22 protein-coding genes are annotated in these 26371 nt (G+C 71.9%); 7 read left to right on the forward strand and 15 right to left on the reverse strand.

Annotated elements, in window-relative coordinates; genetic code table 11:
* Window positions 1-6: 6 nt before the first annotated feature.
* The 4 genes from ACTJJZ_RS02320 to ACTJJZ_RS02335 are packed head-to-tail and all read right to left on the reverse strand — an operon-like array spanning window position 7 to window position 5449.
* Complete coding sequence (locus ACTJJZ_RS02320; RefSeq protein ID WP_440719549.1) at window positions 7-1191, reverse strand: amidohydrolase family protein; 1185 nt, start codon at window positions 1189-1191, stop codon at window positions 7-9.
* Window positions 1178-2518, reverse strand: a complete 1341-nt coding sequence (locus ACTJJZ_RS02325) for an aspartate aminotransferase family protein (RefSeq protein WP_440719550.1) — start codon at window positions 2516-2518, stop codon at window positions 1178-1180. Before ACTJJZ_RS02325 ends, ACTJJZ_RS02320 begins: the two co-directional genes overlap by 14 nt.
* Window positions 2515-4050: an APC family permease gene (locus tag ACTJJZ_RS02330; RefSeq protein ID WP_440719551.1), complete on the reverse strand. Its 1536-nt coding sequence runs from the start codon at window positions 4048-4050 to the stop codon at window positions 2515-2517. The genes ACTJJZ_RS02325 and ACTJJZ_RS02330 overlap by 4 nt, the downstream gene beginning before the upstream one ends.
* A 55-nt stretch (window positions 4051-4105) precedes the next feature.
* Window positions 4106-5449 (reverse strand): glutamine synthetase family protein, encoded by a 1344-nt coding sequence (locus ACTJJZ_RS02335; RefSeq protein WP_440719552.1) that lies wholly within the window; start codon window positions 5447-5449, stop codon window positions 4106-4108.
* Window positions 5450-5682: 233 nt separating this feature from the next.
* Between ACTJJZ_RS02335 and ACTJJZ_RS02340 the strand changes: the two genes are divergently transcribed.
* Together ACTJJZ_RS02340 and ACTJJZ_RS02345 are read left to right on the forward strand one after the other, a co-directional pair.
* Entirely contained in the window at window positions 5683-6504 is an 822-nt protein-coding gene (locus tag ACTJJZ_RS02340; protein ID WP_440719553.1) for a class II glutamine amidotransferase, read from the forward strand.
* A 5-nt stretch (window positions 6505-6509) separates the two neighbouring features.
* Window positions 6510-7367, forward strand: coding sequence for a MurR/RpiR family transcriptional regulator (locus ACTJJZ_RS02345; RefSeq protein WP_440719554.1), 858 nt, complete (start codon window positions 6510-6512; stop codon window positions 7365-7367).
* A gap of 71 nt (window positions 7368-7438) precedes the next feature.
* Here ACTJJZ_RS02345 and ACTJJZ_RS02350 read toward each other — a convergent pair whose 3' ends face one another.
* A complete protein-coding gene (locus tag ACTJJZ_RS02350) occupies window positions 7439-8947 on the reverse strand; it encodes an aminotransferase class I/II-fold pyridoxal phosphate-dependent enzyme (protein ID WP_440719555.1) in 1509 nt (502 codons plus the stop codon).
* A 78-nt stretch (window positions 8948-9025) separates the two neighbouring features.
* Here ACTJJZ_RS02350 and ACTJJZ_RS02355 point away from each other — a divergent pair, with 78 nt between their 5' ends.
* Window positions 9026-9919 (forward strand): LysR family transcriptional regulator, encoded by an 894-nt coding sequence (locus ACTJJZ_RS02355; protein ID WP_440719556.1) that lies wholly within the window; start codon window positions 9026-9028, stop codon window positions 9917-9919.
* 42 nt (window positions 9920-9961) lie between these two features.
* Window positions 9962-10918, forward strand: a complete 957-nt coding sequence (locus tag ACTJJZ_RS02360) for a pseudouridine synthase (RefSeq protein ID WP_440719764.1) — start codon at window positions 9962-9964, stop codon at window positions 10916-10918.
* A gap of 3 nt (window positions 10919-10921) precedes the next feature.
* On the opposite strand, the gene ACTJJZ_RS02365 is transcribed toward ACTJJZ_RS02360, so the two are convergent.
* From ACTJJZ_RS02365 to ACTJJZ_RS02385, 5 genes are all read right to left on the reverse strand, one after another.
* Window positions 10922-12706, reverse strand: a complete 1785-nt coding sequence (locus ACTJJZ_RS02365; protein ID WP_440719557.1) for a Na+/H+ antiporter — start codon at window positions 12704-12706, stop codon at window positions 10922-10924.
* Between the two features lie 100 nt (window positions 12707-12806).
* The gene (locus ACTJJZ_RS02370; protein WP_440719558.1) at window positions 12807-13565 is read right to left on the reverse strand and encodes an amino acid ABC transporter ATP-binding protein; all 759 of its coding nucleotides are present in this window, start codon (window positions 13563-13565) and stop codon (window positions 12807-12809) included.
* Window positions 13562-14371 (reverse strand): amino acid ABC transporter permease, encoded by an 810-nt coding sequence (locus tag ACTJJZ_RS02375; RefSeq protein WP_440719559.1) that lies wholly within the window; start codon window positions 14369-14371, stop codon window positions 13562-13564. Before ACTJJZ_RS02375 ends, ACTJJZ_RS02370 begins: the two co-directional genes overlap by 4 nt.
* Before the next feature lie 47 nt (window positions 14372-14418).
* Entirely contained in the window at window positions 14419-15249 is an 831-nt protein-coding gene (locus ACTJJZ_RS02380) for an ABC transporter substrate-binding protein (protein ID WP_440719560.1), read from the reverse strand.
* Between the two features lie 355 nt (window positions 15250-15604).
* Complete coding sequence (locus ACTJJZ_RS02385) at window positions 15605-17419, reverse strand: ABC-F family ATP-binding cassette domain-containing protein (RefSeq protein ID WP_440719561.1); 1815 nt, start codon at window positions 17417-17419, stop codon at window positions 15605-15607.
* A 135-nt stretch (window positions 17420-17554) separates the two neighbouring features.
* On the opposite strand from ACTJJZ_RS02385, the gene ACTJJZ_RS02390 reads away from it, so the two are divergent.
* Window positions 17555-18901 carry a DUF222 domain-containing protein gene (locus ACTJJZ_RS02390; RefSeq protein WP_440719562.1) on the forward strand — a complete coding sequence of 449 codons (1347 nt, stop codon included), beginning with the start codon at window positions 17555-17557 and terminating at the stop codon, window positions 18899-18901.
* A 116-nt stretch (window positions 18902-19017) separates the two neighbouring features.
* Here the strand turns inward: ACTJJZ_RS02390 and ACTJJZ_RS02395 are convergent, their stop codons facing one another.
* Window positions 19018-19785: a biotin--[acetyl-CoA-carboxylase] ligase gene (locus ACTJJZ_RS02395; protein ID WP_440719563.1), complete on the reverse strand. Its 768-nt coding sequence runs from the start codon at window positions 19783-19785 to the stop codon at window positions 19018-19020.
* 132 nt (window positions 19786-19917) lie between these two features.
* On the opposite strand from ACTJJZ_RS02395, the gene ACTJJZ_RS02400 reads away from it, so the two are divergent.
* Window positions 19918-21507, forward strand: coding sequence for an acyl-CoA carboxylase subunit beta (locus tag ACTJJZ_RS02400; protein WP_440719564.1), 1590 nt, complete (start codon window positions 19918-19920; stop codon window positions 21505-21507).
* Window positions 21504-21728, forward strand: a complete 225-nt coding sequence (locus ACTJJZ_RS02405; protein WP_440719565.1) for an acyl-CoA carboxylase subunit epsilon — start codon at window positions 21504-21506, stop codon at window positions 21726-21728. The genes ACTJJZ_RS02400 and ACTJJZ_RS02405 overlap by 4 nt, the downstream gene beginning before the upstream one ends.
* A 305-nt stretch (window positions 21729-22033) precedes the next feature.
* Here the strand turns inward: ACTJJZ_RS02405 and ACTJJZ_RS02410 are convergent, their stop codons facing one another.
* The 4 genes from ACTJJZ_RS02410 to ACTJJZ_RS02425 form a co-directional block, all read right to left on the reverse strand.
* Window positions 22034-23044 carry a hypothetical protein gene (locus ACTJJZ_RS02410; protein ID WP_440719566.1) on the reverse strand — a complete coding sequence of 337 codons (1011 nt, stop codon included), beginning with the start codon at window positions 23042-23044 and terminating at the stop codon, window positions 22034-22036.
* The gene (locus tag ACTJJZ_RS02415) at window positions 23041-24270 is read right to left on the reverse strand and encodes a sensor histidine kinase (protein WP_440719567.1); all 1230 of its coding nucleotides are present in this window, start codon (window positions 24268-24270) and stop codon (window positions 23041-23043) included. The genes ACTJJZ_RS02410 and ACTJJZ_RS02415 overlap by 4 nt, the downstream gene beginning before the upstream one ends.
* Before the next feature lie 65 nt (window positions 24271-24335).
* Window positions 24336-25001: a response regulator gene (locus ACTJJZ_RS02420; protein WP_440719568.1), complete on the reverse strand. Its 666-nt coding sequence runs from the start codon at window positions 24999-25001 to the stop codon at window positions 24336-24338.
* Window positions 25002-25063: 62 nt separating this feature from the next.
* Entirely contained in the window at window positions 25064-26341 is a 1278-nt protein-coding gene (locus ACTJJZ_RS02425; RefSeq protein WP_440719569.1) for a class I SAM-dependent RNA methyltransferase, read from the reverse strand.
* Window positions 26342-26371: the final 30 nt, after the last annotated feature.

The raw sequence follows: 26371 nt of genomic DNA on the forward strand, positions 1-26371 counted from the left end.
GGCAGGCTACAGCCGGTAGACGCGCCGGCCGTTCTCCGCGCCGATCATCTCGAACACCCGGCAGGCGTCCACCTCGCTCCACTCGCCCTCGCGCACCCACCGGGCGAGGGCTGCGGCCATGCCGCGCCGCCACAGGATCGACCCGACGAGGTGCAGCTCGGGCAGCCCGAAGGCGTCCGACGAATAGAGCTGCTTCGCGAACGGGGCCACCTCGAGCGATTCCGCGATCAGCTGGCGGCTCTGCGCGCCCAGATAGTTCACGCCGAGCCCGACGTCGAAGTAGACGTTGTCGAAGGCCTGCGCCAGGTAGCCCGCCTCGCGGTGGTACGGGTAGCAGTGCAGCAGGGTCACGGGCGTGCGCTGCACCTCGGGTCCCTGCCCGTTCATCCAGCGCAGCAGCGGGAGCAGCAGCATCGGGTTCGTCCGGTGCAGATCCAGGTCGCGGTCGCCGAAGCCCACGTGCACCTGCAGCGGAAGGCCGAGCGCGACCGCCGCGTGCACGACGAACGCCTCGAGGATCGGATCCGCCAGCCGCGGCCGCTCCTGCGCCTGCGCCGCCCAGCGCCCCACGGCCGCCGCCACGGCGTCGTCCGCGGGCGGCGTCCAGTCGATGTCGAACCCGACGCGGTAGGCGACGATCGTCTTGAAGCCCTTGGCGTGCTCGGCCGCGTCCGCGATCGCGGCGCGGAACGCCTCCGCGAAATCGTCCGGTGCCGTGCCCGCCGCGAGCAGCGACTCGGCCACCAGCTCGAGGCGCACGATCTCGCTGGCGGATCCGCCCGACTCCTCCGCCATCGCGGCGAGGTCGGTGATCGGCCGCAGGCTGAAGCCGGTGTCCATCACCCAGTGCTCCACGCCGGCGCGCGGCAGCAGCAGCCGGTCCAGCTCCGCCGGGGCGAGCGCGCTCCGCGCCGCCCAGTACTCGTCCGCCGGAGCGTGCCGCTCGAGCCCGAGCAGCGGCGCGCACCAACGGCGGAACGCGAAACCCGGCTGCGAGTCGAACTGCGTCATGAACGCCGGGATCGGGTCGGTGGACGCCTCGTTGAACGATTCCTCGAACGCAGCGCGGTCGATGGGGTCGGCATAGCAGCCGTGCACGTGGTGGTCGATCAGGGCGAACGACTCCACGGTCTCGGCCAGGCGGGCGGGGATCCCGTCCAGCCCCTCCAGCATGCCCTCACCAGCCGGCATACGCCTGCACCTCCTCGTCGCTCACGCGGCCAGCGATCGCGTCGCTGATCGCCCGATCGAGGATATCCACGGCCCGGTCGATCTCGTCGTCGGTGATGATCAGCGGCGGAGTGATCTCCAGCACGTTGCCGCCGACGTGGAAGACGACGGCGCCGAGCTGCCAGGCCCGGTACACGACGCGCCGCGCCAGCTCGCCGTCGGGCTCGCGCCGGACGCGATCGCGCACGAGCTCCACCCCGATCGTGAGGCCGCGGCCGCGGACGTCGCCGATCCGCTCCGCCGAGCGCCCGTCGTCCACACCGTCGCCCGCCGCCAGCCGGAGCAGGCCCGCGCGCAGCCGCGCGCCGGCGCGGTCCGCGCGATCCGCCAGCCCGTCCTGCACGATCGTGCGCAGCACGGCGCGGCCCGCCGCGGTGCACACCGGGTTGCCGGCCGTGGTCAGCAGAGCCGATCCAGCAGGATGGTCGAGGATCGCGGCGGGCCCCACCGCGGCCGAAAGCGGCAGACCGCCGCCGAGCGCTTTGCCGAAGGTGACGACCTCTGGCACGACGCCGTCGTGCTGGAAGGCGTGCAGCAGACCGGTCCTGGCGAGGCCCACCTTCACCTCGTCGCACACGAGCGGGACGCCCGCCGCCCGGCACGCCTCGTGCACGGCCCGCAGGAAGCCGTCCGGCGGCACCACGAGCCCGCCGTCGGAGAGGATCGGCTCGATGATCAGGCACGCCGCCCGGTGCGTCGTGAGCGCCCTGCGGATCGCCGCGAGCGAGGCGGCGACATCCGCCTCGATCCCGTCAGGGCCCGGCCGGAACGGGTTCGGGTAGGGAACCAGCACCAGATCGGGATCACCGGAATGCCCGGCCTCGATCTGCTGCCCGGAGACGCCCATGGCCAGCCCGAGGCCGCCGTGATAGCCGCGCTCGAACGCGATCACCGTACGGCGCCCCGACGCGTGCCGGCAGGAGCGCAGGACCACGTCGTTCGCATCGGATCCCGCATGCCCGAGGTAGACGCGGCGCTCCCCGCCGCCCTCCGCGGACGGCACGAGCGCGAGCAGGTCCTCGGCGAGTCCGACCGAGTCGGGATGGATCGCGGACAGCCCGCCCGCCCCCGGCGCAGTGCGCACGGCCCGCGACACCGCCTCCACCACGGCGGGATGGCCGTGGCCGAGCCCCGTCGCCGTCCAGGTCGCCGACAGGTCGATCAGCTCGCGGCCCGCCGGGTCGACGAGGATCGCACCGCGGCCCTCGAGCACTTCGAGCGGGAAGAACCGCAGCTTCTCAGCCCCGGCGATCGCGCGGGCGTCGCGCTCCAGGAGCGAGAGCGTCATGCTTCGGACACCGGCCCGGTCGCGTGGATCGGATCGAGCTCCTTGCCCAATCCCGGCAGCTCCAGCTCTCGGGCGAGCGAGGCCCCGACGCGCTTGGCGATGCGCGACGCGGCGAGTGCGAGGACCAGCCCGAGCGCGCACCAGAGCAGCGCCACGATGCCCGCCGCGGACGGATCCGTCGAGTCCTTGACGTTGAACCAGATCACGATCGCGATCACGGCGGCGCCGAGCACAGGAAGCACGGTGCCGAGCACCCGGCCTCCCCCGCCGTGCACGACGCGGAACCGGCGGTGGTTGACGAAGTACACCGCCGCCACCTCGACCATCAGGTACGCCACCATGAGGCACACGGTGCCGGCGATCGCGAAGTAGAAGTACGCGTCGATGGCCGCGTTGCCGGTGCCCATCACCGGCCAGCCCGTGACGGCGCAGATCAGCAGCGTGATCACGACGACCCCGAGCACGAGCCAGGCCGCGCGGCGCGGTCCGCCCTTGGGGTGCAGCACGCCGAGCGCGCGGGGGCCGAAACCGTCGCGGGCGAAGGCGTAGAGCATGCGGCTCGCGGTCGCGACCGTCGCCATGTGCGATCCGAACGCCGCGCAGGTGGCGGTGAAGATCGCGATGACGCCGAACCACGGCCCGATGTACTGGGTGCCGAGGTCGCCGAGCGTGTTGCCGGAGGTGCCGAACGCCTTGAGCCCTGCCTTGTCGGTGCCGAACCCGATCGTCTCGGCGAACATCACCACGACGAACAGCACGCCGGTGATGATCAGAGTGCCGAACAGCGCGCGCGGGATGTTCCGCTTCGGGTTGTTCGTCTCCTCGCCGAGCGATGCGCAGGCTTCGAAGCCGGCCCAGGATAGGAACGCCGCGACGACGCCGGAGAGCACCTGACCGACGTCGACGCCCGTGAAGCTGAAGCTGGAGAGGTCGATCCCGGTGGCGGGCGCGCCGCCGTGCCCGAAGATCGCGATCACCAGCACGATCATCGCGACGATCCCGACGCCCTCGATCACGAGGAGCACCTTGGCGATCAGCGCCACGTCGCGCCCGGCGAGGAGGAAGGATCCGACCGCGCCGACGATCATGATGACCGGCCACGGGAGCTGGAACGGGTGCGCCGCCCCCGGCTGGAAGGCGGCGATCAGTGCGTTCGCGAACGCCGCTGTGAGCGCCAGCGTGCCGATCGAGAACCCGACGTAGGCGCCCAGCATGGCCCAGCCGGCGAAGAATCCGGTGCGCGGGCCGATCGTGCCGCCGATCAGACCGTAGGCGGAGCCGGCGTGGTTGAGATGCCGGGTGAGGCGCATGAAGCCGTAGCCCACGAGGGCGACTCCGATCGCGCCGATGACGAAGACGAGCGGCACGGACTTGCCGACGATCGCGACCAGGCCCTGTCCGTTGCCGGACATCGCGAGGGTCGGGCCGACCGTGGCCAGAGACAAAGCGAGCGCGGCCCACAGGGGCAGGGCGCGGCGGGGCGCGGAGCCGGGAGCGCCGGACGGCTTTGCGGGGGATGCGGTGGCGGACATTCGGGTCTCCTCCATTGGGGACGGATGCAGCGGGGTAGGGGCCGAGACCGGGTGGTCAGCTCCAGGCGAGGCGGAGCGCGCCGGTGATCTCGTCGGGTGAGGAGCCGGCGAAGACGTCGAGCTCGTGGCGGCGCACGGCGACCGCGCCCGCCACGATGGCCGGGCTGAACAGCGCCGCGGCGAGGGCCGAGGAGGCCAGCCGGTCCAGCGCCGCGGAGGGTTCGGCGTCGAGGCGGAGCCGCGCGAAGTCCTCGGTCTCGGCGGGGTCTCCTTCGACCTCCTCCGGCAGCGGCAGGGAGCGCTCGATCCCGCTCAGTGCGGATCCGAGGAACGCGGTGGCCGCGAGATACAGATTCGCGCTGGGGTCGACGATCTTGAGCTCGAGGTTCGCGCCGTGCGGATTGCCGGGCGTCGCGGCGAGGAAGCGCAGCGCGGCCTCGCGGTTCTCCAGCCCCCAGCACACGGCGGCGCCGGACCAGGACCCGGGCTTGAGGCGCAGCGACGAGACGATGGATCCCGCGTAGATCGCGAGCAACTCGGACAGTCCGTCGAGCACGCCGCCGATCGCGCTGCCGCCCTCGGGAGCGATGCCGTGCGGGCCGTCGCCCGTGCCGAACAGGTTGCGTCCGTCGCGGGCGAGGGAGAGGTGCAGGTGCATGCCGTTCCCGGATCCGCCGGCGAACGTCAGCGGGGAGAAGGACGGCGCCAGGCCGTGCCGGGCGGCGACCAGGCCGATCAGTATCCGGGCGAGCACCGCGGTGTCGGCCATCTCGACCGGCGGCAGCGGCGCGAGCGACACCTCGAACTGGTCCGTGCCGTACTCGGCGTGGATCTGCTCGGTGCCGACGTGCGCCTCCTCGAGAGTGCGCGTGAGGTCGGCGAGGAACTCGCGGCGCGCCACGACCGAGCGCATCCCGTACGCCGCCCACGACGTCTGCTCGAGCGCGGCGCCGTCCGCGGCGACGAGCGTGAACTCGAGCTCGGCCCCCATCAGCGCGGACAGCCCCGCCGCGCCCACGCGCTCCTCGAGGTCGATGAGCCGTCCGCGCGCGCAGAGCGCCGAGCGCTCCCCGCTCTGCTCGTGGTAGCCGGTCGGCCCCCACGCCATGCCATCGCCGATCGGGCGCACCCGATCGGGGTCGATGCGGAGGCGGAGGTCACCGGCGACGCCGATCCCGTCCGTGAACGCGATTCCGTTGTCGGCGCAGAACACCACCCACGAGGGCGACGCCCCCATCCCGGACGTCGCGAAGCTCGGCAGCCGGCGCACCGGGACCCCCTTGCTCCTGGTCACGCCGGCGAAGTCGAGCGCAGTGCCGACCAGCAGGTCGACTCCGCCGTCGTGGAGCGCGCGGGCGAGAGCGTCGAGGTCTCGGTCGGTCGGTTCGCCGGCAGTCACAGAGTCGTCCCTTCGTCGGGTCACATCGTCGTGGTCACATCGTCGTGGTCACGTCGTCGTGGTCACGTCGTCGTGCGGCACGATCGTTCCCGCGATGGAAACGATATGCCTGTTACAGTGTTACACATATTGCAGAATCTGTTACGTTTGAGTCAAGAAGAACGTCAAGAACAACTCTGAACGAACGGCCGCACCGACGAGGGGTCCGGCCGCGCCAGGACGCGGAGGTCCCCATGTGCCGTCTGTTCGCCTACGTCTCCCCTGACACGTCGACGACCGACCAGGAGCTCGGCGAGGACGGCATCGAGAGCTTCCTGTCCCTCGCCCGACTGCACGGCGACGGGTGGGGCTGGGCCGGGATCGCCCACGCCGGCGACAGGCCTGAGATCCACAAGTCCCCGCTGTCCGCGGCCGCGGATCCCGACTTCCGTCGCACGATCGCCACGCCGGGGCATGCCGCGATGATGCATCTGCGCTGGGCGACGCTCGGGCTGCCCGTCGAGCTGTGCAATGCGCATCCGTTCCGCGCCGGCGACGTCTCCTTCGAGCACAACGGATCCCTCAAGCCGATCGAGCGCGTCCGCGCAATGCTCTCCCCGACGGCTCTCGCGCGGATGACCGGCGAGACCGACAGCGAGATGTACTTCGCGCTCATCCAGGAGCAGCTCGCGACCGGGCTGAGCCTCCCGGAGGCGACCGCCCAGGTGGCGCGCCGGCTGCGCGCGGCGTTCCCGCTGGCGAGCCTCAACGCGATCCTGCTCGACCGCGCGCACCTGGTCGCCGTGCACGCCAGCGCGCGCAGCGTGCTGCCGAAGGAGGACGTCGACGAGATCACCGAGCTGGGCGGCCTGCCGGACGAGCACAACGAGGACTACTTCGCGCTGCGCTGGAAGCGCTCCGCCGACGGCACCGTCATGATCAGCTCGACCGGTGTGGCCGGCACGGGCTGGCAGACCCTGCCGCCCGAGTCGGTCACGACCGTGCGCCTGGATGACCGCACGATGCGCACCGAGGCGCTCGGCACGGAGGCCGCGTTCGCCGTCGTGACAGACTGAGCGCCATGGCCGAACACGAGACGCTCTCCGACCTCGTCGAGGCGTCGCTGCCCGCGCTCAGCCGAGCGGGGCGACAGGTCGGGAGAGTGCTGCTCGCGGACTATCCGAGCGCCGGGCTGTCCACTGTCGCCGATCTCGCCGGGCGCGCCGGAGTGAGCCCGCCCACCGTGCTGCGGTTCGCACAGAGCCTCGGCTTCGGCGGGTTCACCGAGTTCCAGCGCGCGCTGCGGGAGGAGCTGACCCGGCGGTCCTCCGGGCCGCTGGTGCGGCTGAGCGCCCCCGCGGAGGCAGGCACGCCGCGTGAGGTCGTGGTGCGCGACACCACCGCCCAGGCCGAGCGCACGATCGCCTCGTTCGCGCGGATCCCCGACGCCTCCTACGCCGCGGCGGTCGCGCTGCTCTCCGATCCGTCGCGGCGGATCCTGCTCACCGGCGGGCGCTTCACGTACCTCGCCGCGTACCACCTCGGCACCCATCTGCAGGAGCTGCGGCCGGGTGTGCGGATGTTCAACGATCCCGCCGGTCACGACCTCGGCGCGGTCGTGGACATGGCCCAGCGCGACGTGCTCGTGCTCTTCGACTTCCACCGCTACCAGCGCAGTGCGACCGAGCTGGCGCTCGCGGCGAAGCGGCGCGGCGCCGCGCTCCTGCTCATCACCGACGGCCTGGAGTGTCCGATCGCGCCCCGCGCCGACGTCGTGCTCGACGTCGCGAGCTCCACCGAGCACGCCTTCCAGAGCGACTCGGCCGCGTTCGTGCTCAACGAGCAGCTGCTCAATCTGGTGCTCGAGCGGATCGGCGAGCCGGCGCACACCCGCCTCGCACTGTGGGAGCGCATGCGCGAGGACGAGCTGCTGTCCTGATCCGCGGCGGAGCGCCGATCGCCGACGGTCGGACCGAGGGCGCCCGGCCGGACCGAGGGCGCCCCGGCGACTCAGCCGATCGCGGCGAGCGCCCCGGCGCGCATGCCTGCCTGAGCCGGGTTCTCCACGACCACGCGCACGCCGTCCACGAGCGGGTCCACCGCACCGCGCACGTAGCCGCCCGGGGTGGCGGCGATGGCGCGCAGGAAGTCGATCGTCTCGGCGTTCACCACCTCGCCGGGGATCAGGTTCGGGATTCCCGGGGGGTACGCCGCGAGCGAGTCGGCGGAGATCCGGCCGACGGCGGCGAACGCCGGGACGACCTCGGTGTGCGCGAAGGCGGCGTCGCGCGGCCGCATCACCCCGGGACCGGGGGTGGGCAGCGACACGGATCCGCCCACGGGCCTGGCGGCGAGGTCGCCTACCGGCTGCAGCGCCTCGAGCGCCGCGACGAAGCGGGCCGCGTCCGGCGTCGTCCCAGGCCCGACGAACGCCACGATGCAGGATCCCGTGGAGATCTCGGTGACGATGCCGGCCGTGCGGATGAGCTCCTCGCGCACCGCGTGCCCGTCCAGGCCCGCCGCGGCCACGTCGATCGAGACGCGGAGCGGATCGTGGTCGACGATGTCCTCGAAAGCGCCGAACCCGTCGCTGACGATCGGGAAGCGGCCGGTCGCGCGCACCGCGTCGCGCAGCTCCGCCGCGGCGGCGAGCGACGCCGCGATGCGGTCGTGGCCGTCCTCGAGGGTCGCGCGGGCGAGGTCGAGCGAGGCCAGCAGCAGTGAGCTCGCGCTGGTGGACTGGGTGAAGGTGAACCCGCGGTCGATGAGCGGCTCGAGCTGCTCGGCGTACGGACCGTGCGCGAGGTGCAGCATGGCGGACTGGGTCAGGCTGCCGCCCATCTTGTGCGTCGACGAGACGACGAGGTCGGCGCCGAGCGCGATCGGGTTGGCCGGGAGCTCGGGGTGGAAGCCGAAGTGCGCACCCCAGGCGGCGTCGACGACGAGCGGGATGTCGGCCTCGTGGCACACCCGGGCGATGCCCTCGATGTCGGCCACGGCGCCGAAGTAGCTCGGGCTGATGACGTAGGCGGCCTTGGCCTTCGTGTGCTGCAGCGCCTCGCGCATCGCGGCAGGGGTGACGCCGTGGTTGATGCCGTGCTGCGCGTCGATCGTAGGCTGCACGAACCGCGGCTCGAGACCGCCGAGGATGATGCCGTCGAAGAAGCTGGAGTGCGCGCTGCGCTGTGCGACGACCGTCTCATCGGGGGTGCGGAAGGCGGACAGCGCGAGTGCGGCCATCCGGTTCGCCTCCGACGCGCCGTTCGTGAGGAACCAGGTCCGCCGGGCGCCCCACGCGCGCGCGGCGGCCTCGCGGGCCTGCTCGAGCGGGTTCTCTGCGCCCTTGTCGATGCCGTCGAGCAGAGGCTCGACGTCGTAGCGCAGCACGTCCTCGCCGAAGAACTCGGCGAGCAGCGGCGCGGCGGCGGGATCCGCGCCGTGCCCGGGCACGTTCAGTCGCTGCAGGTCTCGTGCGGCGAAGCGGCGGATGGCGTCTGCATAAGGAGTGTTCGGGGTCACCCTTCGATCTTCCCGGGGAGGGCTACCATGAGGAAGAGAGACATATCCCGATTCATCCATACGCACTATGGAGGCACCGTGCTCGATCTCCGCCAGCTCCGCGCCCTCAGGGCGGTCGCCGAGCACGGTTCCATCCTGCGCGCCGCCGGCGCGCTGCAGTGGAGCCAGCCCACGGTCACTCATCACCTCCGCGGCCTGGGACGGGTGCTCGGCGCCGAGGTCGTGACGAGCGGATCGGACGGCACCCGCCTCACCGCCGCCGGCGAGGCCATGCTCCCGCACGCGACCGCGATCCTGGACCGCGCCGACCGTGCCGTCGACGAGATGCGGTCGCTGATCGCCGCGTCGCGGCGGCGGATCGCGATCGGCGTGTTCCCCTCCGCGGGGGCGCGGCTGCTCCCCTCCGTGGTGCGCGACCTGCGGGCCGCCGGCTTCGACCCGGACGTCACGGAGGCGGAGCTCGATCCGCTCATGGCGGCGATCACCGGGTTGCGCCTCGACGCCGCGATCGTCTACGACGCCCCCGGCCGGCCCACGGTCCTCCCGCCCGGCTTCCGGATGATCCCGGTCCGGCAGGAGCATCTGTCCGTGATCGTGCCGGCCGGGCACCGGCTCGCCGGGCGCGACGACACCGTCCTCGCCGATCTGCGCGACGAGCACTGGGTGGCCGGCGCCACGGCCAGCGACCCGGTGGACGCCGCACTGCGCGCCGCGGCCGAGAGCGCCGGGTTCACACCCCGGATCGCGATGCGCAGCGACGACTACGCGGTCGTCGCCGCCTACGTCGCCGCGGGCATCGGCGTGGCCCTGGTGCCGCAGCTCGCGCTGCCCGTGCACCTGGACACCATCACCACGATCCCCCTCCACGACGCGGTGTTCGAGCGCCGGATCTTCCTGGTCACCGCCCCGACCGTGGACGCGGCAGCCCGGCGCGCGCTGGAGAGCTCGCTGCGCGGCCCGTTCGGCCCCTGAACGCGTGTGGCGGGCGGCCCGCGTAGGCTGGTGCGAATGGGCATGCCCTCCCCTCTCCCCGTGCGCGACGGCGTCGGCGCGACGCGGCTGCGCGTCCCCGCGGTAGGTCCCTGGGACAGCGTCGGCGCCTACATGGCCGAGCGGTTCTTCCACCTCGATCCCGAGCGTCTGTTCGGCCGGTTCGACCGCGGCGAGATCGTGGCGACCGACGGCTCCGTCCTCACCCGGCAGACCCCGCTCGGCGTGCACGACTTCGTCTGGTACTACCGCGAGCCTCCGGTGGAGAAGCAGATCCCGTTCGACGTGCACGTGCTGCACCAGGACGACGATCTCGTGGTGGTCGACAAGCCGCACTTCCTGCCGACGACGCCCGGCGGCAAGTACCTGCAGAACTCGGCGCTGGTGCGGCTGCGCAACGCGCTCGGAAACCCCGACCTGACGCCGATCCATCGCCTGGATCGCGCCACGGCCGGACTGCTGATGTTCTCCGCCCGCCCCGCGACCAGGGGCGCGTATCAGCTGCTGTTCGAGCGGCGTCAGGTGGAGAAGGTGTACGAGGCGGTGTCTCCGCTGCCGAAGGACTGGGATCCGCAGGCGCCCGCGCTCGGCGGCTCCCCCTTCCCACTCGTGCACCGCAACCACATCGTGAAGCTCCGGGGCAACGTGTGCGTGCAGGTGGATCCGGATCGGGAGCCGAACGCGGAGACGCTGATCGAGCTGATCGGGTTCGACGAGCGGGTGCTGCACACGCTGCTGCGCCCGCACTCCGGTCGCATGCATCAGCTGCGCGTGCACCTCGCCGAGCGCGGCGCCGGGATCCTGAACGACGGCTTCTACCCCGAACTGCTGCCCGAGACGCCCGACGACTTCGACCGTCCGCTGCAGCTGCTCGCCCGCGAGCTGCGGTTCACGGATCCGCTCACCGGAGCGCCGCGCGAGTTCTTCACGCGGCTGACGCTGCGGGAGGCGCCTGGGCCCGACGCCGCGCGCCGCGGCTGATCCCTAGTCGAAGTCCTCGAGCCCCTGCAGCCGCAGCTGCTCGAGGTCCAGCCGGGCCGAGATCCGCCGCACCACGAGGTCGTCGACGGTGCCGGAGCGGCGCAGTCCGAGCAGCACCTCCCGCTTGCGGTCGAGCAGCGCGAGCTTGAGCCGGCTGAACTCCTCGTGACGGATCAGCGGCGAGCGCTGCATCACGTCGACATCCTCCGAGGTCGCGATCATCTGCAGCGTCGCGCCCTCGACGAGCCGGCGCGGACCGGCTCCGCCCGATCCGTCGCTCTCCAGGCCGCCCGCATCCGCGTCCTCGTCGTCGGGCTCCGGCTGGGTGCCGGCGGCGAGCGGATCCGGATGGTCGAGCAGCGCGTCCAGCGCCTGCACCTCGGCGTCCACGAGCGCCTGCTCGCGGGCCAGGGTGCGTGCGTTGGTGTACTCGAGCATCTGGTAGCCCTCGAAGCGCACCCGGTCGCGCACCTCCTCGCTCACCCGGTGCTCCGCCGCGAGGTCGTCGAGCGCGGCGAGGGCCGCTCCCGAGATCGTGCGCTCGGCCAGCTCGTACTCCTCGATCTCGCCCCGGTCGATCGGGATCCGCGCCCAGCGCACGATCGCGGGCAGCATCATGCCCTGCACGAGCAGGCTGAGCAGGATCACGCCCGCGGTGACGAACACGACCTCGTCGCGGCCGTCCAGCGCTCCCCCGGCGACGGCGCCGGCGGGCACCGAGAGCGCGATCGCGAGCGACACGGCGCCGCGCATCCCGGCGAACGTGCTGAGCACCCGGGAGCGGGCGCGCACCCCGCGTGGCGGGCGCGGGCCGGAGCGCCCGTAGAAGGGCACGCTCAGCAGCTGGAACAGGTAGCGCACGACGAGCAGCACCGCCCAGACCGCGAGCGTGACCAGCACCAGGCGCCCGATCGACGCGGCGGAGATCTGGTGCACGACGTACTGCACCTCGAGCCCGATCAGCACGAACAGCGCGCCGTTGAGCAGGAACACGCCGAACGGCCAGGCCGCCTCGGCCTGACGGCGGGACTGCGCGGTGGTCACCCGCGGCGACACGTAGGCGATGATCACGCCGGCCACCACGACCGCGAGCACGCCGGAGGCGCCGATCAGCTCCGCCAGCAGGAAGGCCGTGAACGGGATCAGCAGCAGGGCCGTGTTGATCACGATCGTCGAGCTGATCGCGCGCAGCAGCAGGTAGCCGAGCGCCGCGACGGCGATCCCGGCGACGATCCCGCCCGCGTAGGACACCACGACGCTCCAGGTCACGTTCAGGGGCGTCACATGCCCGCCGGCCGCGAGCGAGATGCCGATCGCGTACAGCACGAGCGCGGTGCCGTCGTTCGTCAGGCTCTCCGCCTTCAGCTTCATGAACATGCGCCGCGGCAGCATCCGGCCGAGGGCGGCGACGGCCGTGGCGTCCGGCGGTGCCACGGCAGCGCCGAGGATCAGGGCCGTCTCCCACGGCAGCCCGAACAGCAGGCCGATGCCGGCGACCGCGAACGCGGAGGCGACGACGAGCAGCGTGCTCATCGGCAGGATGTAGCGGAAGTCGCGGCGGATCGAGCGCAGCGACGTGGTCAGGCTCTCCCAGAACAGCATCACCGGGAGGAACAGCAGCAGCACCGTCTCCGGCGGCAGCTGGATCTCGCGCAGCGCGGGCACGAAGCCGAGCGCGAGGCCCAGGACGACCAGCACCAGGGGCAGCGCGAGCCGCACCCGCGGCGCGAGCAGGGCGCCCACGAGGATCGTGAGCCCCAGCAGCACCGTGACCTCGAGACCTTCCATGTGCGCCTCCTGAGCTGGCCGCTGCGACCGGCGTCCGCCGGCCCGCCCAGGGCACAGCACCGCCTGACAACAGGGTATTCCCTGCGGGCGGGGACGGACGCTACAGCACCTGCGAGAGGAACCGCTGCAGGCGGTCGCTCTCCGGGTTCTCGAAGATGTGCTCGGGTGCGCCCGCCTCGACGACGCGACCGCGATCCATGAACAGCACCTGCTGCGACACCGAGCGGGCGAAGCCCATTTCGTGCGTGACGACCAGCATCGTCATGCCCTCGGCCGCGAGGTCGGCCATGGTCGCGAGCACGCCCTTGACGAGCTCGGGATCCAGCGCGGAGGTCGACTCGTCGAAGAGCATCACCTCGGGATCCATCGCCAGGGCGCGGGCGATCGCGACGCGCTGCTGCTGACCGCCGCTGAGGTGCGCCGGGCGCACGTCGGCCTTGTGCGCGAGGCCCACGCGGCCGAGCTCCTGCAGCGCCCGCTCGGAGGCCGCGTCCTTCGACAGGCCCTTGAGCTTCACCAGGCCGAGCGTGATGTTCTCGCGCACGGTCTTGTGCGGGAACAGGTTGAAGTGCTGAAACACCATGCCGACGCGCTGCCGCAGCCGGTCGGGGTTGTCGCCGAGCACGGAGCGGCCGTCGAGCAGCACGTCTCCGGAGTCCGGCTCGATCAGCCGGTTCACGGTGCGCAGCAGGGTCGACTTCCCGGATCCGGACGGGCCGATGATGCACGCCGCGGTTCCCGCGGGCACGTCCAGGTCCACGCCGCGCAGCACCTGGTTGCTCCCGAAGGCGAGCCGGAGGTCGCGCGTCGCGACGCTCACGCCATGGCTGTGGACCGGAGCCGCGGTCTCGGTGCTCATCGGGTCTCCCCCTCGGTGTCTGCGGCCGTCCCGACCGGGCCACCCGCGGCGATCGCCAGCTCCACGTCGAAGTCGTCGGCGTCGGGATCGACTGCGTCCACTCGGCGCCCGTCCCTCAGTCGCTTGTCGATCGCGTTCACGACGTGCGTGAGCGGGACCGTGATCACCAGGTAGAAGAGACCGGCGAGCACGAGGGCGGACTGGTTGCCGGTGTTGGCGGCCGCGTCCTGACCGATCCGGAACAGCTCGCGCTGGTTCGCCATGAGACCCAGGAAGTAGATGAGCGAGGAGTCCTTGATCAGCGCGATGAACTGGTTCACGAGCGCGGGAAGCACCCGGCGCACGCCCTGCGGGATGACGACGAGCCGCATCGCGGCGGATCCCGAGAACCCGATCGCCCGCGCAGCCTCGGTCTGCCCCGCGTCGACGCTCTGGATGCCGGAGCGGAAGATCTCGCCGATGTAGGCGCTCGCGATGAGCCCGAGCGCGAGGATCCCGAACGGGTACGGGTTCGGCCCCCACACGAGCAGGCCGAACGGCGCGAAGCCGACGCCGATCAGCAGGATCGTGACGACCGCCGGCAGCCCGCGCAGCACGTCCGTGTAGACGCGCGCCGGCCAGCGCAGCCAGCGGTGGCGGGACAGTCCCGCCACCGCCAGCAGCATGCCGAGGACGGTGCCGAGGATCCCGGACGACACCGCCAGGATCAGCGTGTTCGGCAGCCCGATGGTCAGCAGCTCGGGAAGAGCCTGGAGCATCGCATCGAGGTCGAAGAACGTCGACCAGATCGTGTTCAGCGCGTCCACGCCCGCCCCGCTTCCGTGTTCAGAGTCCGCTCGCTTCCCGGCTCAGCTCACTTCTTCGCCGCGCCGCTGCCGGGCGCGAAGCCGGCGGGGATCTCGCGGCCCGGGTAGTACTGGTCCTCGAGCTTCTGCCAGGTGCCGTCGGCGATGACCTCGTCCAGGCCCTTGTTCAGCGCCTCGCGCAGCTTGTCGTTGCCCGGGGCGACCGCGAAGGCCATCCCGTTCTCGCTGAGCTTCTTCGCGACGGCGACGATCTTGCCGCCCGATTCGCCCGCGGTCTTCTCGCCGATCTCGGCGGGCGAGACCCAGGCGTCGGCAGTGCCCGTGCGCAGCTGGTTGAGCGCCGCGTTGTAGTCGGGCACGCGGACCGGGTCGAGGCCGTTGTGGGTCGCGTAGTCGTCTTGCACGGTGCCCTGCACGACCGCGACGCGCTTGCCCTTGAGCTGGTCGAACGAGGTGATCGACGAGCCCGCGGGCACCTCGAGGCCGAGGTAGCCGAAGTCGTACTTGTTGGTGAAGTCGACCGTCTTCTTGCGCGCGTCGGTGATCGTGATCGACGAGGATCCGACGTCGAACTTCTTGGTCTTGACCTGCGCGAGCAGCGAGCTGAACTCGGTGCCGACGAACTCGACCTTGAGGTCGAGCTTCTTCGCGACCGCGGTGAGCAGGTCGTTGTCGAAGCCGGTGAACTTCCCGTCCTTGAGGTAGACGTTCGGCGGGGCGTCCGTGAGCGTGCCGGTGCGCAGCACCCCGGGCTGGGCGAGGCCGTAGGGGTTGCCGTTCGCGGTGCTGCTCGCGCCGGTGCCGCCGCTGCAGGCGGTGAGGGCGAGCGCCACGGCGGCGACGGAGAGCGTGGCGAGCACGCGGGTGCGCAGGGTCATCTGTTCGGGTCCTTCAGTGTCGGCGGGGCGGATCCGCGCGGCGAATACTGCCTTCCAACCTACGAGAGCCCGGCGCCGCGGCCGGCTTGCGCGCGAAACACAAGGTCATGCGCTGCCGCGACGACTCCACTGGTCTTGCGCTTACCACGCGGCGCCCGCAGGCGGAAGACCGGCGGCCGCGGGGACCGTCCGCCGTAGCCTGCCGGCGAGCGGGGCCTCGCGATCCACAGGCCGCGAACGAGACCGAGCAAGGGGGATCGCCATGGGTGCGCGCAGAGTCACCGTCACGGGCGGCGACAGCGCCAACCTCACCGCGTGACCGGAGGGCGGGCGGTCCGGTCCGCCCCGTCCGCGGTCAGCCCAGCTGCTCGGTGAGCTCGAACCAGCGCAGTTCGAGCTCTTCGACCTCGGCCTCCTGCGCGGAGATCTCCTTCATCCGCTCGCCGAGGCCGGCGTAGTCGGACTGGTCGTGATCGGCGAGGGCGTGCTTGGCGCGGTCGATCTGCTGCGCGAGCTTCTGCATCCGCCGCTCGAGCGCGGCGATCTCCTTCTCCGCCGTGCGGCGGTCGGCGCCGTTCAGCGCGGGCTCCGCGGCCGCCGCGTGGGATGAGGCGGCCGCCCCCTTCGGCTGCGCCTGTTCCAGCGCGCGCAGTCGCAGGTACTCGTCCACTCCGCCCGGCAGATGCCGCAGCCGGCGGTCCAGGATCCCGTACTGCTGATCCGTGACCCGCTCCAGGAAGTAGCGGTCGTGGCTCACGACCAGGAGCGTGCCCGGCCACGAGTCGAGGAGATCCTCGATCGCGGCGAGCATGTCCGTGTCCATGTCGTTGGTGGGCTCGTCCAGGATCATCACGTTGGGCTGATCGAGCAGGACGAGCAGCAGCTGCAGCCGGCGCTGCTGGCCGCCGGAGAGGTCCTTCACCGGCGTGGACAGCTGCGCGGACGAGAACCCCAGACGCTCCAGCAGCTGCCCCGGCGTGAGCTCGGCCGTCTTGGATCCGGTGCCGAAGGTGTACGTCGTGCGCAGCCGGCCGATCACGATCCGCACAGGCTCGTCCCACACGTCCTGCAGCTCATCCATGCGCTGGGTGAGGGTGCGCACCTGCACGGTCTTGCCGTGCTTGACCCGGCCGCTCGTAGGCGCCAGAGTGCCAGCGACGAGGCTCAGCAGCGTCGACTTGCCGGCGCCGTTGACGCCGAGGATCCCGGTGCGCTCCCCCGGCGCCACGCGCCACTCGACATCGCGCAGCACCTCGCGCTCCGGCGTCGATCCGGATGCCGGGAACGTCACGCCGACGTCGATGAGGTCGACGACGTCCTTGCCGAGCCGCGACACCGCGAGCGACTGCAGCGCGATCCGGTCGCGGATCTCCGGCACGTCGGCGATGAGCTCGTTCGCCGCGTCGATGCGGAACCTCGGCTTCGACGTGCGCGCCGGGGCGCCGCGACGCAGCCACGCGAGCTCCTTGCGGGCCAGGTTCTGCCGCTTGGCCTCGGTCGCGGCGGCCATCCGGTCGCGCTCCACGCGCTGCAGGATGTACGCCGCGTAGCCGCCCTCGAACGGCTCCACGATCCGGTCGTGCACCTCCCAGGTCTCGGTGCACACCTCGTCCAGGAACCAGCGGTCGTGGGTGACGACCATGAGCGCGCCCTGGTTCGCCGGCCACCGCTTCTTCAGGTGCGCGGCGAGCCAGGTGATCGCCTCGACGTCGAGGTGGTTCGTCGGTTCGTCGAGCGCGAGGACGTCCCAGTCGCCGGCGAGCAGCTGCGCCAGCGCGACCCGGCGGCGCTGCCCGCCGGACAGGTCCGTGACGGGGGCGTCCCAGTCGAGGTCGCTCACGAGCCCTTCGATGACGTCCCGGACCTTCGGGTCGCCGGCCCACTCGTGCTCGGCGGTGTCGCCGACGATCGTGCGGCCCACGGTGAGCGCGTCGTCCAGCACGTCCGCCTGGTCGAGCACGCCGATCCTGGTCCCGCCGCGCACGGTGACCCGGCCCGCATCGGGCTCGAGCCTGCCCGACAGCATCGCGAGCAGGCTGGACTTGCCGTCGCCGTTGCGGCCGACGATGCCGATGCGATCGCCCTCCTCGATGCCGAGAGTGATCGAGTCGAAGACGATGCGGGTGGGGAACTCGAGGTGGAGGCCTTCGGCCCCGAGGAGATGTGCCATGTCGCCTCTCAGGGTAGTCGGGCTGCCTCCACGGATCCCTCGTGCGGAGCGCCGGGCACGAGGGCCGGCATCCCGGACCGCGGAGCCTGTGGACAAGGAGTAGAACATATCTTCGAAAACTGGTAGAATCGGAGCATGCCGAACACCCTTGACCCGCTCCTCGAAGCCATCGCGCTTCTCGAGCGGGCGTGGGCCGATGCGGAGAGCAGCTCCGACCTGTCGCGCCCGCAGCTGGTCGCGATGAACGAGGCGATCGGGCTGGTGCGCCGCCGACTCGAGGCGGTGCACGCAGAGGTCGCCGCCGGCATCGCTCACGAGTCACGCCGCGAACTCGGCCCGGAGAGCCTCGCCAGGCAGCAGGGCTTCCGCAACCCTGCGCTGCTGATCGCCACGACCACCGGGGCGTCGACGGGCGACGCAGCCCGCCTGGTCAAGGTCGGCGAGGCAACCGCCCCACGCACGAACCTGATCGGCGAGGGGCTGCCTGCGAAGCTCCCCCAGGTTCGCACCGCTCTCCGCGCAGGCCGGATCGGGGCGACCACGGCCGATCTGATCGTCACCTTCCTCGACCGGATCCTTCTGAAGATCGGTCGAGAGCGGGCCGGCGAAGTCGAACTTCTCCCGGTGGACAAGGCAGCGGGGCTGTCGGTCGACGAAGTGCGCAGGCTGATCACCCGGCTGGAGGCGCATCTGGATCCCGACGGCGTCGCGCCCCGCGAAGAGGAGCTTCGCGCGAAGGCGTCGATGACGATGTTCCAGCGCGACGGGATGCTGCACCTCTCGGCCGTCCTCGATCCGGAGCGCGCCGCGCCGGTGCAGGCGGCGATCCAGGGCTTTGTCTCGGCCGCCTTCGCGGCCAGGCGCGACGATCGCGACCTGCCGGCCTCCGACGCCGACCGCAGAACCCTGCCGCAGATCCAGGCCGACGCGCTCGTGCATCTCGCCGCCCATCTGCTCGGCTGTGCGAGCACCAGCCCGCTGGGCGGGGCGACCGTCGTGGTGCGCGTGAGCCTGGACGACCTGCAGACCGGGACGGGGTCCGGCCTCATCGACGGCATCGAACAGCCGGTCAGCATCGCCACCGTCCGGCGCATGGCCGCAGGCGGGGGGATCATCCCGTGGGTCTGCGGGGGCAAGGGCGAGATCCTCGATTGGGGCCGCAGAACGCGACTCTTCACGAAGGCCCAGCGCCTCGCGCTCGTGGAACGGGACGGAGGCTGCGCGAGATGCGGCCTGCCACCGGGGTTGACCAGGGCGCACCACATCCGCTGGTGGGCGAGAGACCACGGCCCCACCGATCTCTCCAACGGCGTGCTGCTGTGCGAGAGCTGCCACCACCTGATCCATGACGTCGGCTGGGAGATCCGGATCGACGGCACGGGAGTGCGCGCAAAGGTCTGGTTCATCCCTCCTTCGCACGTGGACCCGGACAGGACGCCTCGTCTCGGGGGCAGAGCGCGCACGGAGTCGCTCGCCGCCTGAAGCGCCGAGGCTTGCACTCCTCGGTTCACCGGCGTGCGACCCGACAGGCGAGGCGCGATCAGGCGGGCGCGATCAGGCCAGGCGCGATCAGACAAGCACGATCACGGCAGGCGCGATCAGGCCAGGCGCAGGTGCACGATGTCACCCGCGACGATGCGGTGCTCGGATCCCTCGGCGGTCACGATCAGGCAGCCGTCCTCGCCGAGGCGCGTCGCCTCGCCGACCAGGTCAGCGCCGCCGGGCAGCATCACCCGCACCGTCCGGCCGAGAGTGAGGCAACGCGCCGCGACGGCCTCGCGCAGCCCGCTCGCGACGGCGGATCCGCGCTCCTCCAGCCGGCTCACCCATCCGTCGAGACGGGCGAGGTAGCCGGCCACCAGCAGATCCGCATCCACATCGACGCCCTCGACGGCGAACGAGGTGGCGGTGTCGACGGGAAGCTGCTCCGCGGTCATCGCCGTGTTCACGCCGGAGCCGACGATCACGACGTCGGATCCGGTCGCCTCGGCCAGGATCCCGCAGATCTTCCGCTCCCCGACCAGCACGTCGTTCGGCCATTTCACACCCACGGTGCGCTCGGGCAGCTGGGCCGCGATCGTCTCGGCCATGGCGAGCCCCGCCGCCAGCGGGATCCAGCCCCGCTCCGAGATCGGGATCGCCGGGATCCGAAGCAGCACCGACAGCGCGAGCGCGGAGCCCGCCGGGGCGGTCCACACGCGGTCGAGCCGGCCCCGCCCGGCGACCTGGTCCTCGGTGAGGATCGCGGACAGGTGCGGCCAGCCCTCCTCGTCGTCCGCATGCGCGCGCAGATCGGCGTTGGTGGATCCGGTGGAGGCGAGGATCTCGAGGCGGGCGGCGGCTGCGGCGCTGTGCGGGAAGCTCATCGGGTCACCCTATCCGCGCCCGGATCGGGCTCGCCGGAGAGCGCGACGCGCGGAGGGTGCGCACAGAGGATCGCGGATCGGGTTGTGCCGAGCATCCAACGGCGGCAGAGGCCCCGGCGCTAGTGTGGAGACGTGACGGACACGCCTGACCTCTACACGACCGCCGGCAAGATCGCCGACCTCCGCGCCCGCTACGACGAGGCCGTCGTCTCGGCCGAGGGGAAGGCCAGGGAGAAGCAGCACGCCAAGGGCAAGATGACCGCCCGCGAGCGCATCGAGCTGCTCGTCGACGCCGGGAGCTTCGTCGAGTTCGACGAGTACGTGCGCCACCGCACGACCGCGTTCGGGATGGACAAGAACCGCCCCTACGGCGACTCCGTCGTCACCGGCGTGGGGACCATCAACGGCCGCACGGTCGCAGTGTACTCACAGGACTTCACCACGTTCGGCGGCTCGCTCGGCGAGGTCTCGGGCGACAAGATCATCAAGATCATGGAGTTCGCGCTGCGCAGCGGCGTGCCGATCATCGGCATCCTCGACTCCGGCGGCGCGCGCATCCAGGAGGGCGTGCTCGCGCTCAGCAAGTACGGCGAGATCTTCCGCGCGAACACCCGCTCCTCCGGAGTGATCCCGCAGATCTCGATCATCATGGGCCCGGCTGCGGGCGGCGCCGTGTACGGTCCCGCGCTGACCGACTTCGTGATCATGGTCGACAAGACCAGCCAGATGTTCGTGACCGGCCCCGACGTGATCAAGACCGTGACCGGCGAGGACGTCGGCATGGAGGAGCTCGGTGGCGCGTACACGCACAACACCCGCTCGGGCGTCGCGCACTACCTCGCCGAGGACGAGGACGACGCGATCGACTACGCGCGGACGCTGCTCGGGTTCCTGCCCGACAACAACATGGCCGAGCTGCCGTCGTACTCGACCGGCTTCGAGTTCGAGACGACCGACGCGGATCGCACCCTGAACGCGATCATCCCGGACTCCCCGAACCAGCCCTACGACATCCACACCGTGATCGCGCACGTCGTCGACGACGGCGAGTTCCTCGAGGTGCAGCCGCTGTTCGCCCCGAACATCGTGATCGGCTTCGGCCGCGTCGAGGGCCGCTCGGTCGGGATCATCGCGAACCAGCCCTCGCAGATGGCGGGGACGCTGAACATCGAGGCGGGCGAGAAGGCCAGCCGGTTCGTGCGCTTCTGCGACGCGTTCTCGATCCCGATCGTCACGCTCGTCGACGTGCCCGGCTACCTGCCCGGCACGGATCAGGAGTGGACCGGGGTGATCCGCCGCGGCGCGAAGCTCATCTACGCCTACGCCGAGGCCACCGTGCCGCTGGTCACCGTGATCCTGCGCAAGGCCTACGGCGGCGCCTACATCGTGATGGGCTCGAAGCAGCTCGGCGCCGACGTGAACCTGGCCTGGCCCACGGCCGAGATCGCCGTGATGGGCGGTCAGGGCGCCGTCAACATCCTCTACCGCGGCGAGATCAAGCGCGCCGAGGACGCCGGCGAGGACGTGGCGGCCGTGCGCACCCGTCTCGCCAACGAGTACACCTACAACGTCACCTCGCCGTTCCTCGCGGCCGAGCGGGGCGAGCTGGACGGGATCATCGAGCCGGCGAACACCCGCGTCTCGATCGCCAAGGCGCTGCGCGCGCTGCGCGGAAAGCGTGCCGAGCTGCCTCCGAAGAAGCACGGGAACATCCCGCTGTGAGCGGCGAGGAACCGGCCGAGCCGGTCGAGATCCAGGTGGTCCGCGGTACGGCGAACGAAGAGGAGCTGGCCGCGCTCATCGCCGTGCTGTCCGAGGCGTTCGTCGCCGAGGAGGCCGACGCGGTCGCCGCGGAGAAGCACGTGTCCGTCTGGGAGCGCAGCCGGCGCGGGCTGCGCGGCCCGCTGCGCCGCGACCTGCCCTGGGGACGCTTCTCGGGCTGACGACAGGCCCTTCGGGGCCCTCCGCGCGGGCATTTCTCCCCACGGTCCGGATTTGTCCCCCAAAATACCTACAGACACCGCGCTTGCGGCCCGGAAGACTCTTACTTGCAACGCTTCGCGTTCGGCCGGATCTCTGCCACAGGGTAGGCAGACGATCTCCGGTCTCTGCGGACGGTTTTCGGGTAACCGCGCCGCACATGGCGAGGGGCAGGCGATCTCGCCGCCCCTCGCCCTTTCTCTTGCTCCTCCGCGGCAGCATCGCCGGCACGGCCTGCGCGAACGTGCGCGGCGCTGTCGAGGCCGGATCAGCGCGCGGGGTCCTTGCGCGGGATCTCGCGCCACAGCTCGACGGAGTCCTCGTCCGAGGACTCCCCCGCGGCGGATCTCCCCACGACGGTCACCGCGATCCGCTCGTCCTTGGGGGCGCGGATGATCAGGCGCGCCGACGACGAGTCGACCAGGACGTCGGCCAGCTCCTCCCTGATGCGCGCCTTCTCGTGCTCGTCCAGGTCGTCCAGGCCGCCGTCGTCGAAGACGGTGACCGATGCGCCCCGCGCGCGGGCCACCTCGATCGCCTCCCTGGCGCGTTCGTTCAGCAGGTCGCCGCCGCGGATCTCGTCGCGCAGCCGGCCCTCGGCGAGGTGGGCGATGCGGCGCTCCGCGGGCGACAGCTCGCCACGTCTCTCGATGACCAGGCTGAGGCTCGGGCCAGCGACGTGCAGCGCGTACTGCACGCGCTCGCGCCGCTCCCGCCGCCGCACGGTCTGGGTCGCCTGCCACGCCGACGCGGCCTGCTGGATCTGCGCCAGCCGGTCCGTGTCGCGGATCGCGCGCCCCCAGAACCCGACCAGCAGCTGGGCGATCACCATCCACACGGCGGAGCCGACCAGACCGAGTCCGAGCGCGTCGGGAAGCCCGATCCAGGCCGTCGACGAGAGCGTCAGCACGGCGAGCACCGCCCAGCCGACGGACGGGCGACGGCGGACGATGCAGACGACGCCGATCAGTCCGACCGAGCCGATGTACCAGGTGGCGTAAGGGGCGCGCAGGGCCGCGTGCGCCAGACCCAGGTTGGTCAGCTCGGGGATCGCGGCGGAAGCGATCAGCGCGCCGACCGCACCCCAGCGCGACAGCTGCGCCCGGCGTCGCGCGCCGACGACCGCGATCGCCGAGATCGTGAGCAGGAAGATCAGCACCGAGAGCAGCACGAGCAGCGGCTGCGCGGGCAGTGAGGTCCACCACAGCGCCCGCGCGGCGAAGTACAGCCCGAAGACCAGCGCGAGCGCGGTCGCGACGATGCGGACGGTGAGCTTCACGACTGGGACCATCCCAGCGTGACCACGGTGCCGCGCCGATCCGACTCGATCGTCGCGACCCCGCCGACCGCGGCCATCCTGGCCAGGATCGACGCCCGGATCCCGAGCCGGTCGGGACGCACCGCGGACGTGTCGAAGCCCGCCCCGGTGTCGCTCACCTTCACGGTCAGCCCGGTGTCGCCGTGCCCCTCCACGACGATCGCGAGGCCGCGCCCCGACGCGTGCGTGACGGCGTTGCCGATCGCCTGCCGGGCCGCGAGCGCCATCGCCCTGGCCACACGGTCGGGGACGGCGCCGTGACCGTAGTGCTCGACCTCGGCGTGCACGCCCAGCTGGGTGACGGTGAGGCGCAGATCCTCCGCGATCAGCTCGATCTGCACCGGCTCGTCGCTGCCCTCCTGCGCGGGCGACTCCGCGTTGGCGAGACGGGTCAGCGCCTCGCGGGCCATCTCCACGGCCAGGTCGCGCTCGCGCTGGGTCTCGGCCCGCTCGGCCGCGATCAGCGCGGCGAGCACGCTGTCGTGCATGAGCGCGGCCACCGCGACCCGCTCGTGCTCCACGGCCTCGATCGAGGCCGCCTCGGTGTACAGCGCGACCGCGCGACCTCTGGCGTCGTCCACGCCGGTCGCGACCGAGCGGAACATCCAGCCCAGCGCCACCAGCACGAGCCCCAGGATCAGGGTGAACGAGACGTCGAAGGCGGTCACGATCCAGAAGTCGGGGCGGAACCGGCCCTGATACAGCCGCACTGCGCCGTACAGGAACGGCCCGATCAGCGCCCACGTCACCTGCACCCTGAGCGGGAAGGCGACCACCGCGGCCACCCCGGCGACGTTGACCAGGAAGAAGATCCACGGCTGGTCCGACGGCATAACCGCGGGGCCCCGGCTCGCGACGAAGGGCCAGAGCGCGAGCACGAGGATGTAGGCGAAGAAGAAGACGCCGGCCGCGACCCGCACGCCCCGCCCGATCACGCAGCAGAACAGCATCACGAGCCACGGCACGAACACGAGCGACAGCATGGCCAGGTGCGGCAGGTCCGGCACGGTCATCTTGACGAGGGCGTTGACCAGGGCCTGGGTGCCGAGCGCGAGCGCGCCCACTCCCACCACGATCGCGATGATGCGCTCCATGCGCCGTCCCGCGAAGCGCTCCAGCTCCTGTCCGACCTCGCCGGGGGTGGGGATCTTCTCCCACGCCTCGCGCAGGCCCTGATCAGCCGACATGCCGCTCAGCCGGAGCCTGTCCGGCTGAGCTCCGTCCGGCCGGACCGCGCTCGGCCGGGCTCTGCTCAGCCGACACCCTGCGGATCCTCCTGCGCGGTGTTCACGATGCCGTCCTCCATCGCGCGCCGCAGCAGGTCGACCTTGGTCGGTGCGGGGCGTCCCACGTCGACGTACTTGACCCTGATGCGGGTGATGTTCTCCTTGGCCGTGGAGTAGGCGACCCCGAGCTGCTCCGCCACCACCTTCAGCGGGAGGCCGGTCGCATACAGCCGCAGCACCTCGCGCTCGCGCGTGGACAGCTGGGCGTCCGCGAACGCGGTGTCGCCGTCGACGGCGTTGGCCCACTCCACGTTGTTCAGCGCCTCGCCGCGGGCGACCGTGCGCACGGCGGCGATCACGTCGTCGAGCGGCGAGGACTTGCTGATCACGCCCGCGGCGCCCGCGGCGAGCGCCTCGCGGACGGCGGCCGGCCGATCGGCGACGCTGTGGATGACGACGCTGGATCCGTCGGCGACCAGCCGGGTGACGTTCTCCGTCACCGTGGTGCCGTCGCCGAGCGTGAGATCCAGCACGACCACGTCGGCGGGCACAGAGGTCGCTCGGCGACGCGATTCGAGGTACTCCGCGACGCCCGCGCCGGCGAAGACGACCTCGAAGGCTGCGCGCTCCAGGGCCGCCGCGAGTCCCAGGCGGACCGACTCGTGGTCGTCGATCAGGGCTACACTGCTCACGCTCTCACCTTATCGGCACGGACGCCCCCGGACATCGGCACGGACGCCGCCGATATTCCGGTTCAGCGCGTCAGCAGCGCCACCGTCTCGAGGTGGTGCGAGTGCGGGAACAGGTCGAACGCGCGCATCCGCTGCGCCTCGTAGCCCTGCGCGCGGAAGGCGGCCAGGTCCCGGGCCAGCGCGACCGGGTCGCAGGCGACGTACACCACGGCGGCCGGATCCAGGGCCGCGACGTCCTCGACGACCGCGAGCCCGGCGCCCGAGCGGGGCGGATCCAGGATCACGGCACCTCCGGCGATGCCGTGCGGGCCCGCCTCCCCGGCGCGAAGATACCGGTCCACGCGGGCGGTCACCGCCTGCACGTCGAGATCCCGCAGGTTCGCGGCCGCGTGCCGGGTGGCGCGGGGCGACGACTCCACGGTGGTGATGCGGCGGGCGCCGAGCCGGGCGAGGGTCGCCGCGAACAGGCCGACGCCGCCGTAGAGGTCCAGATGCGCCGCCTCCGGGTCCACGGAGCCGTCCAGCAGCTCCGCGACGGCGCCGTCCAGCAGCTGGGCGGTCGCGGGGTGGATCTGCCAGAACCCGTCCACGTCCAGGCCGAAGGAGCGGCCGCCGACGTGCTCGACGATCGTCTCCGGCCGGTGCCTCCTGGCCGGTGCCGACCCGCGACGCCGGGGGTCGCGCCCCCGAGCGAGCCGTTCGGCCTCGGATCGCACCACCCGGCGCACCCGCCCGTCGGCGGGCTCGACCAGTTCGACCCGCCCCTCCGGCAGCCCCTGCAGCTCGCGGGCCGCCGCGTCGACGCCGGGGCGCGCGAGGACGTGCTCGGCCACCGGCACGACCCGGTGGCTGCGGGCGGCGAACGGGCCGATCCGGCCGTCCGCGTCGACGTGCAGCGTCACCCTGGTGCGCCAGTGCTCGTCCGTCCCGGTGGCCTCGACCTCAGGGGCTGCGATGCCCCCGCCCGCGAACCGGTCCAGCGCTTCCTGCAGCACCTGGCGCTTGAGCGCGCGCTGGTGCCCGATCTCGATGTGCCCGAGATCGGCGCCGCCGGGCCGGTGCTCCGGCGCGCGGGACACGTCGGCCTCCGCCCACACGTGCGGGCGGCGGTGCGGGGAGGCGTCGAGCACCTCGATCGTCTCGGCGCGCCAGAACGATCGCCTGTCGCTTCCCGGATCGGCCGCCGGGTCGGACAGCCGCGCCCGCACCCGCTCACCCGGGATCGCGTCGGCGACGAACACGACCCTGCCCTCGTGCCGGGCGACGAACACGCCGCCGTGCGCGATGCCGGTCACGTCGAGGTCGAGGAGGGCGCCTGCAGACGCATCGGAGTCGGTCACGTTCCGATCATCCCAGACCGCGGCCCTGCG

This window comes from Microbacterium sp. 22242 (genome assembly GCF_052045495.1).
In the GTDB taxonomy this organism is placed as follows: domain Bacteria; phylum Actinomycetota; class Actinomycetes; order Actinomycetales; family Microbacteriaceae; genus Microbacterium.

Excerpts from the sequence above, each read along its gene's own strand:
- ACTJJZ_RS02340 (WP_440719553.1), top strand. The coding sequence starts at position 5,683 with ATGTGCCGTCTGTTCGCCTACGTCTCCCCTGACACGTCGACGACCGAC.
- ACTJJZ_RS02325 (WP_440719550.1), bottom strand. The coding sequence starts at position 2,518 with ATGACGCTCTCGCTCCTGGAGCGCGACGCCCGCGCGATCGCCGGGGCT.
- ACTJJZ_RS02380 (WP_440719560.1), bottom strand. The coding sequence starts at position 15,249 with ATGACCCTGCGCACCCGCGTGCTCGCCACGCTCTCCGTCGCCGCCGTG.
- ACTJJZ_RS02360 (WP_440719764.1), top strand. The coding sequence starts at position 9,962 with ATGCCCTCCCCTCTCCCCGTGCGCGACGGCGTCGGCGCGACGCGGCTG.
- ACTJJZ_RS02390 (WP_440719562.1), top strand. The coding sequence starts at position 17,555 with ATGCCGAACACCCTTGACCCGCTCCTCGAAGCCATCGCGCTTCTCGAG.
- ACTJJZ_RS02330 (WP_440719551.1), bottom strand. The coding sequence starts at position 4,050 with ATGTCCGCCACCGCATCCCCCGCAAAGCCGTCCGGCGCTCCCGGCTCC.
- ACTJJZ_RS02345 (WP_440719554.1), top strand. The coding sequence starts at position 6,510 with ATGGCCGAACACGAGACGCTCTCCGACCTCGTCGAGGCGTCGCTGCCC.
- ACTJJZ_RS02395 (WP_440719563.1), bottom strand. The coding sequence starts at position 19,785 with ATGAGCTTCCCGCACAGCGCCGCAGCCGCCGCCCGCCTCGAGATCCTC.
- ACTJJZ_RS02320 (WP_440719549.1), bottom strand. The coding sequence starts at position 1,191 with ATGCCGGCTGGTGAGGGCATGCTGGAGGGGCTGGACGGGATCCCCGCC.
- ACTJJZ_RS02365 (WP_440719557.1), bottom strand. The coding sequence starts at position 12,706 with ATGGAAGGTCTCGAGGTCACGGTGCTGCTGGGGCTCACGATCCTCGTG.
- ACTJJZ_RS02385 (WP_440719561.1), bottom strand. The coding sequence starts at position 17,419 with ATGGCACATCTCCTCGGGGCCGAAGGCCTCCACCTCGAGTTCCCCACC.
- ACTJJZ_RS02415 (WP_440719567.1), bottom strand. The coding sequence starts at position 24,270 with ATGTCGGCTGATCAGGGCCTGCGCGAGGCGTGGGAGAAGATCCCCACC.
- ACTJJZ_RS02370 (WP_440719558.1), bottom strand. The coding sequence starts at position 13,565 with ATGAGCACCGAGACCGCGGCTCCGGTCCACAGCCATGGCGTGAGCGTC.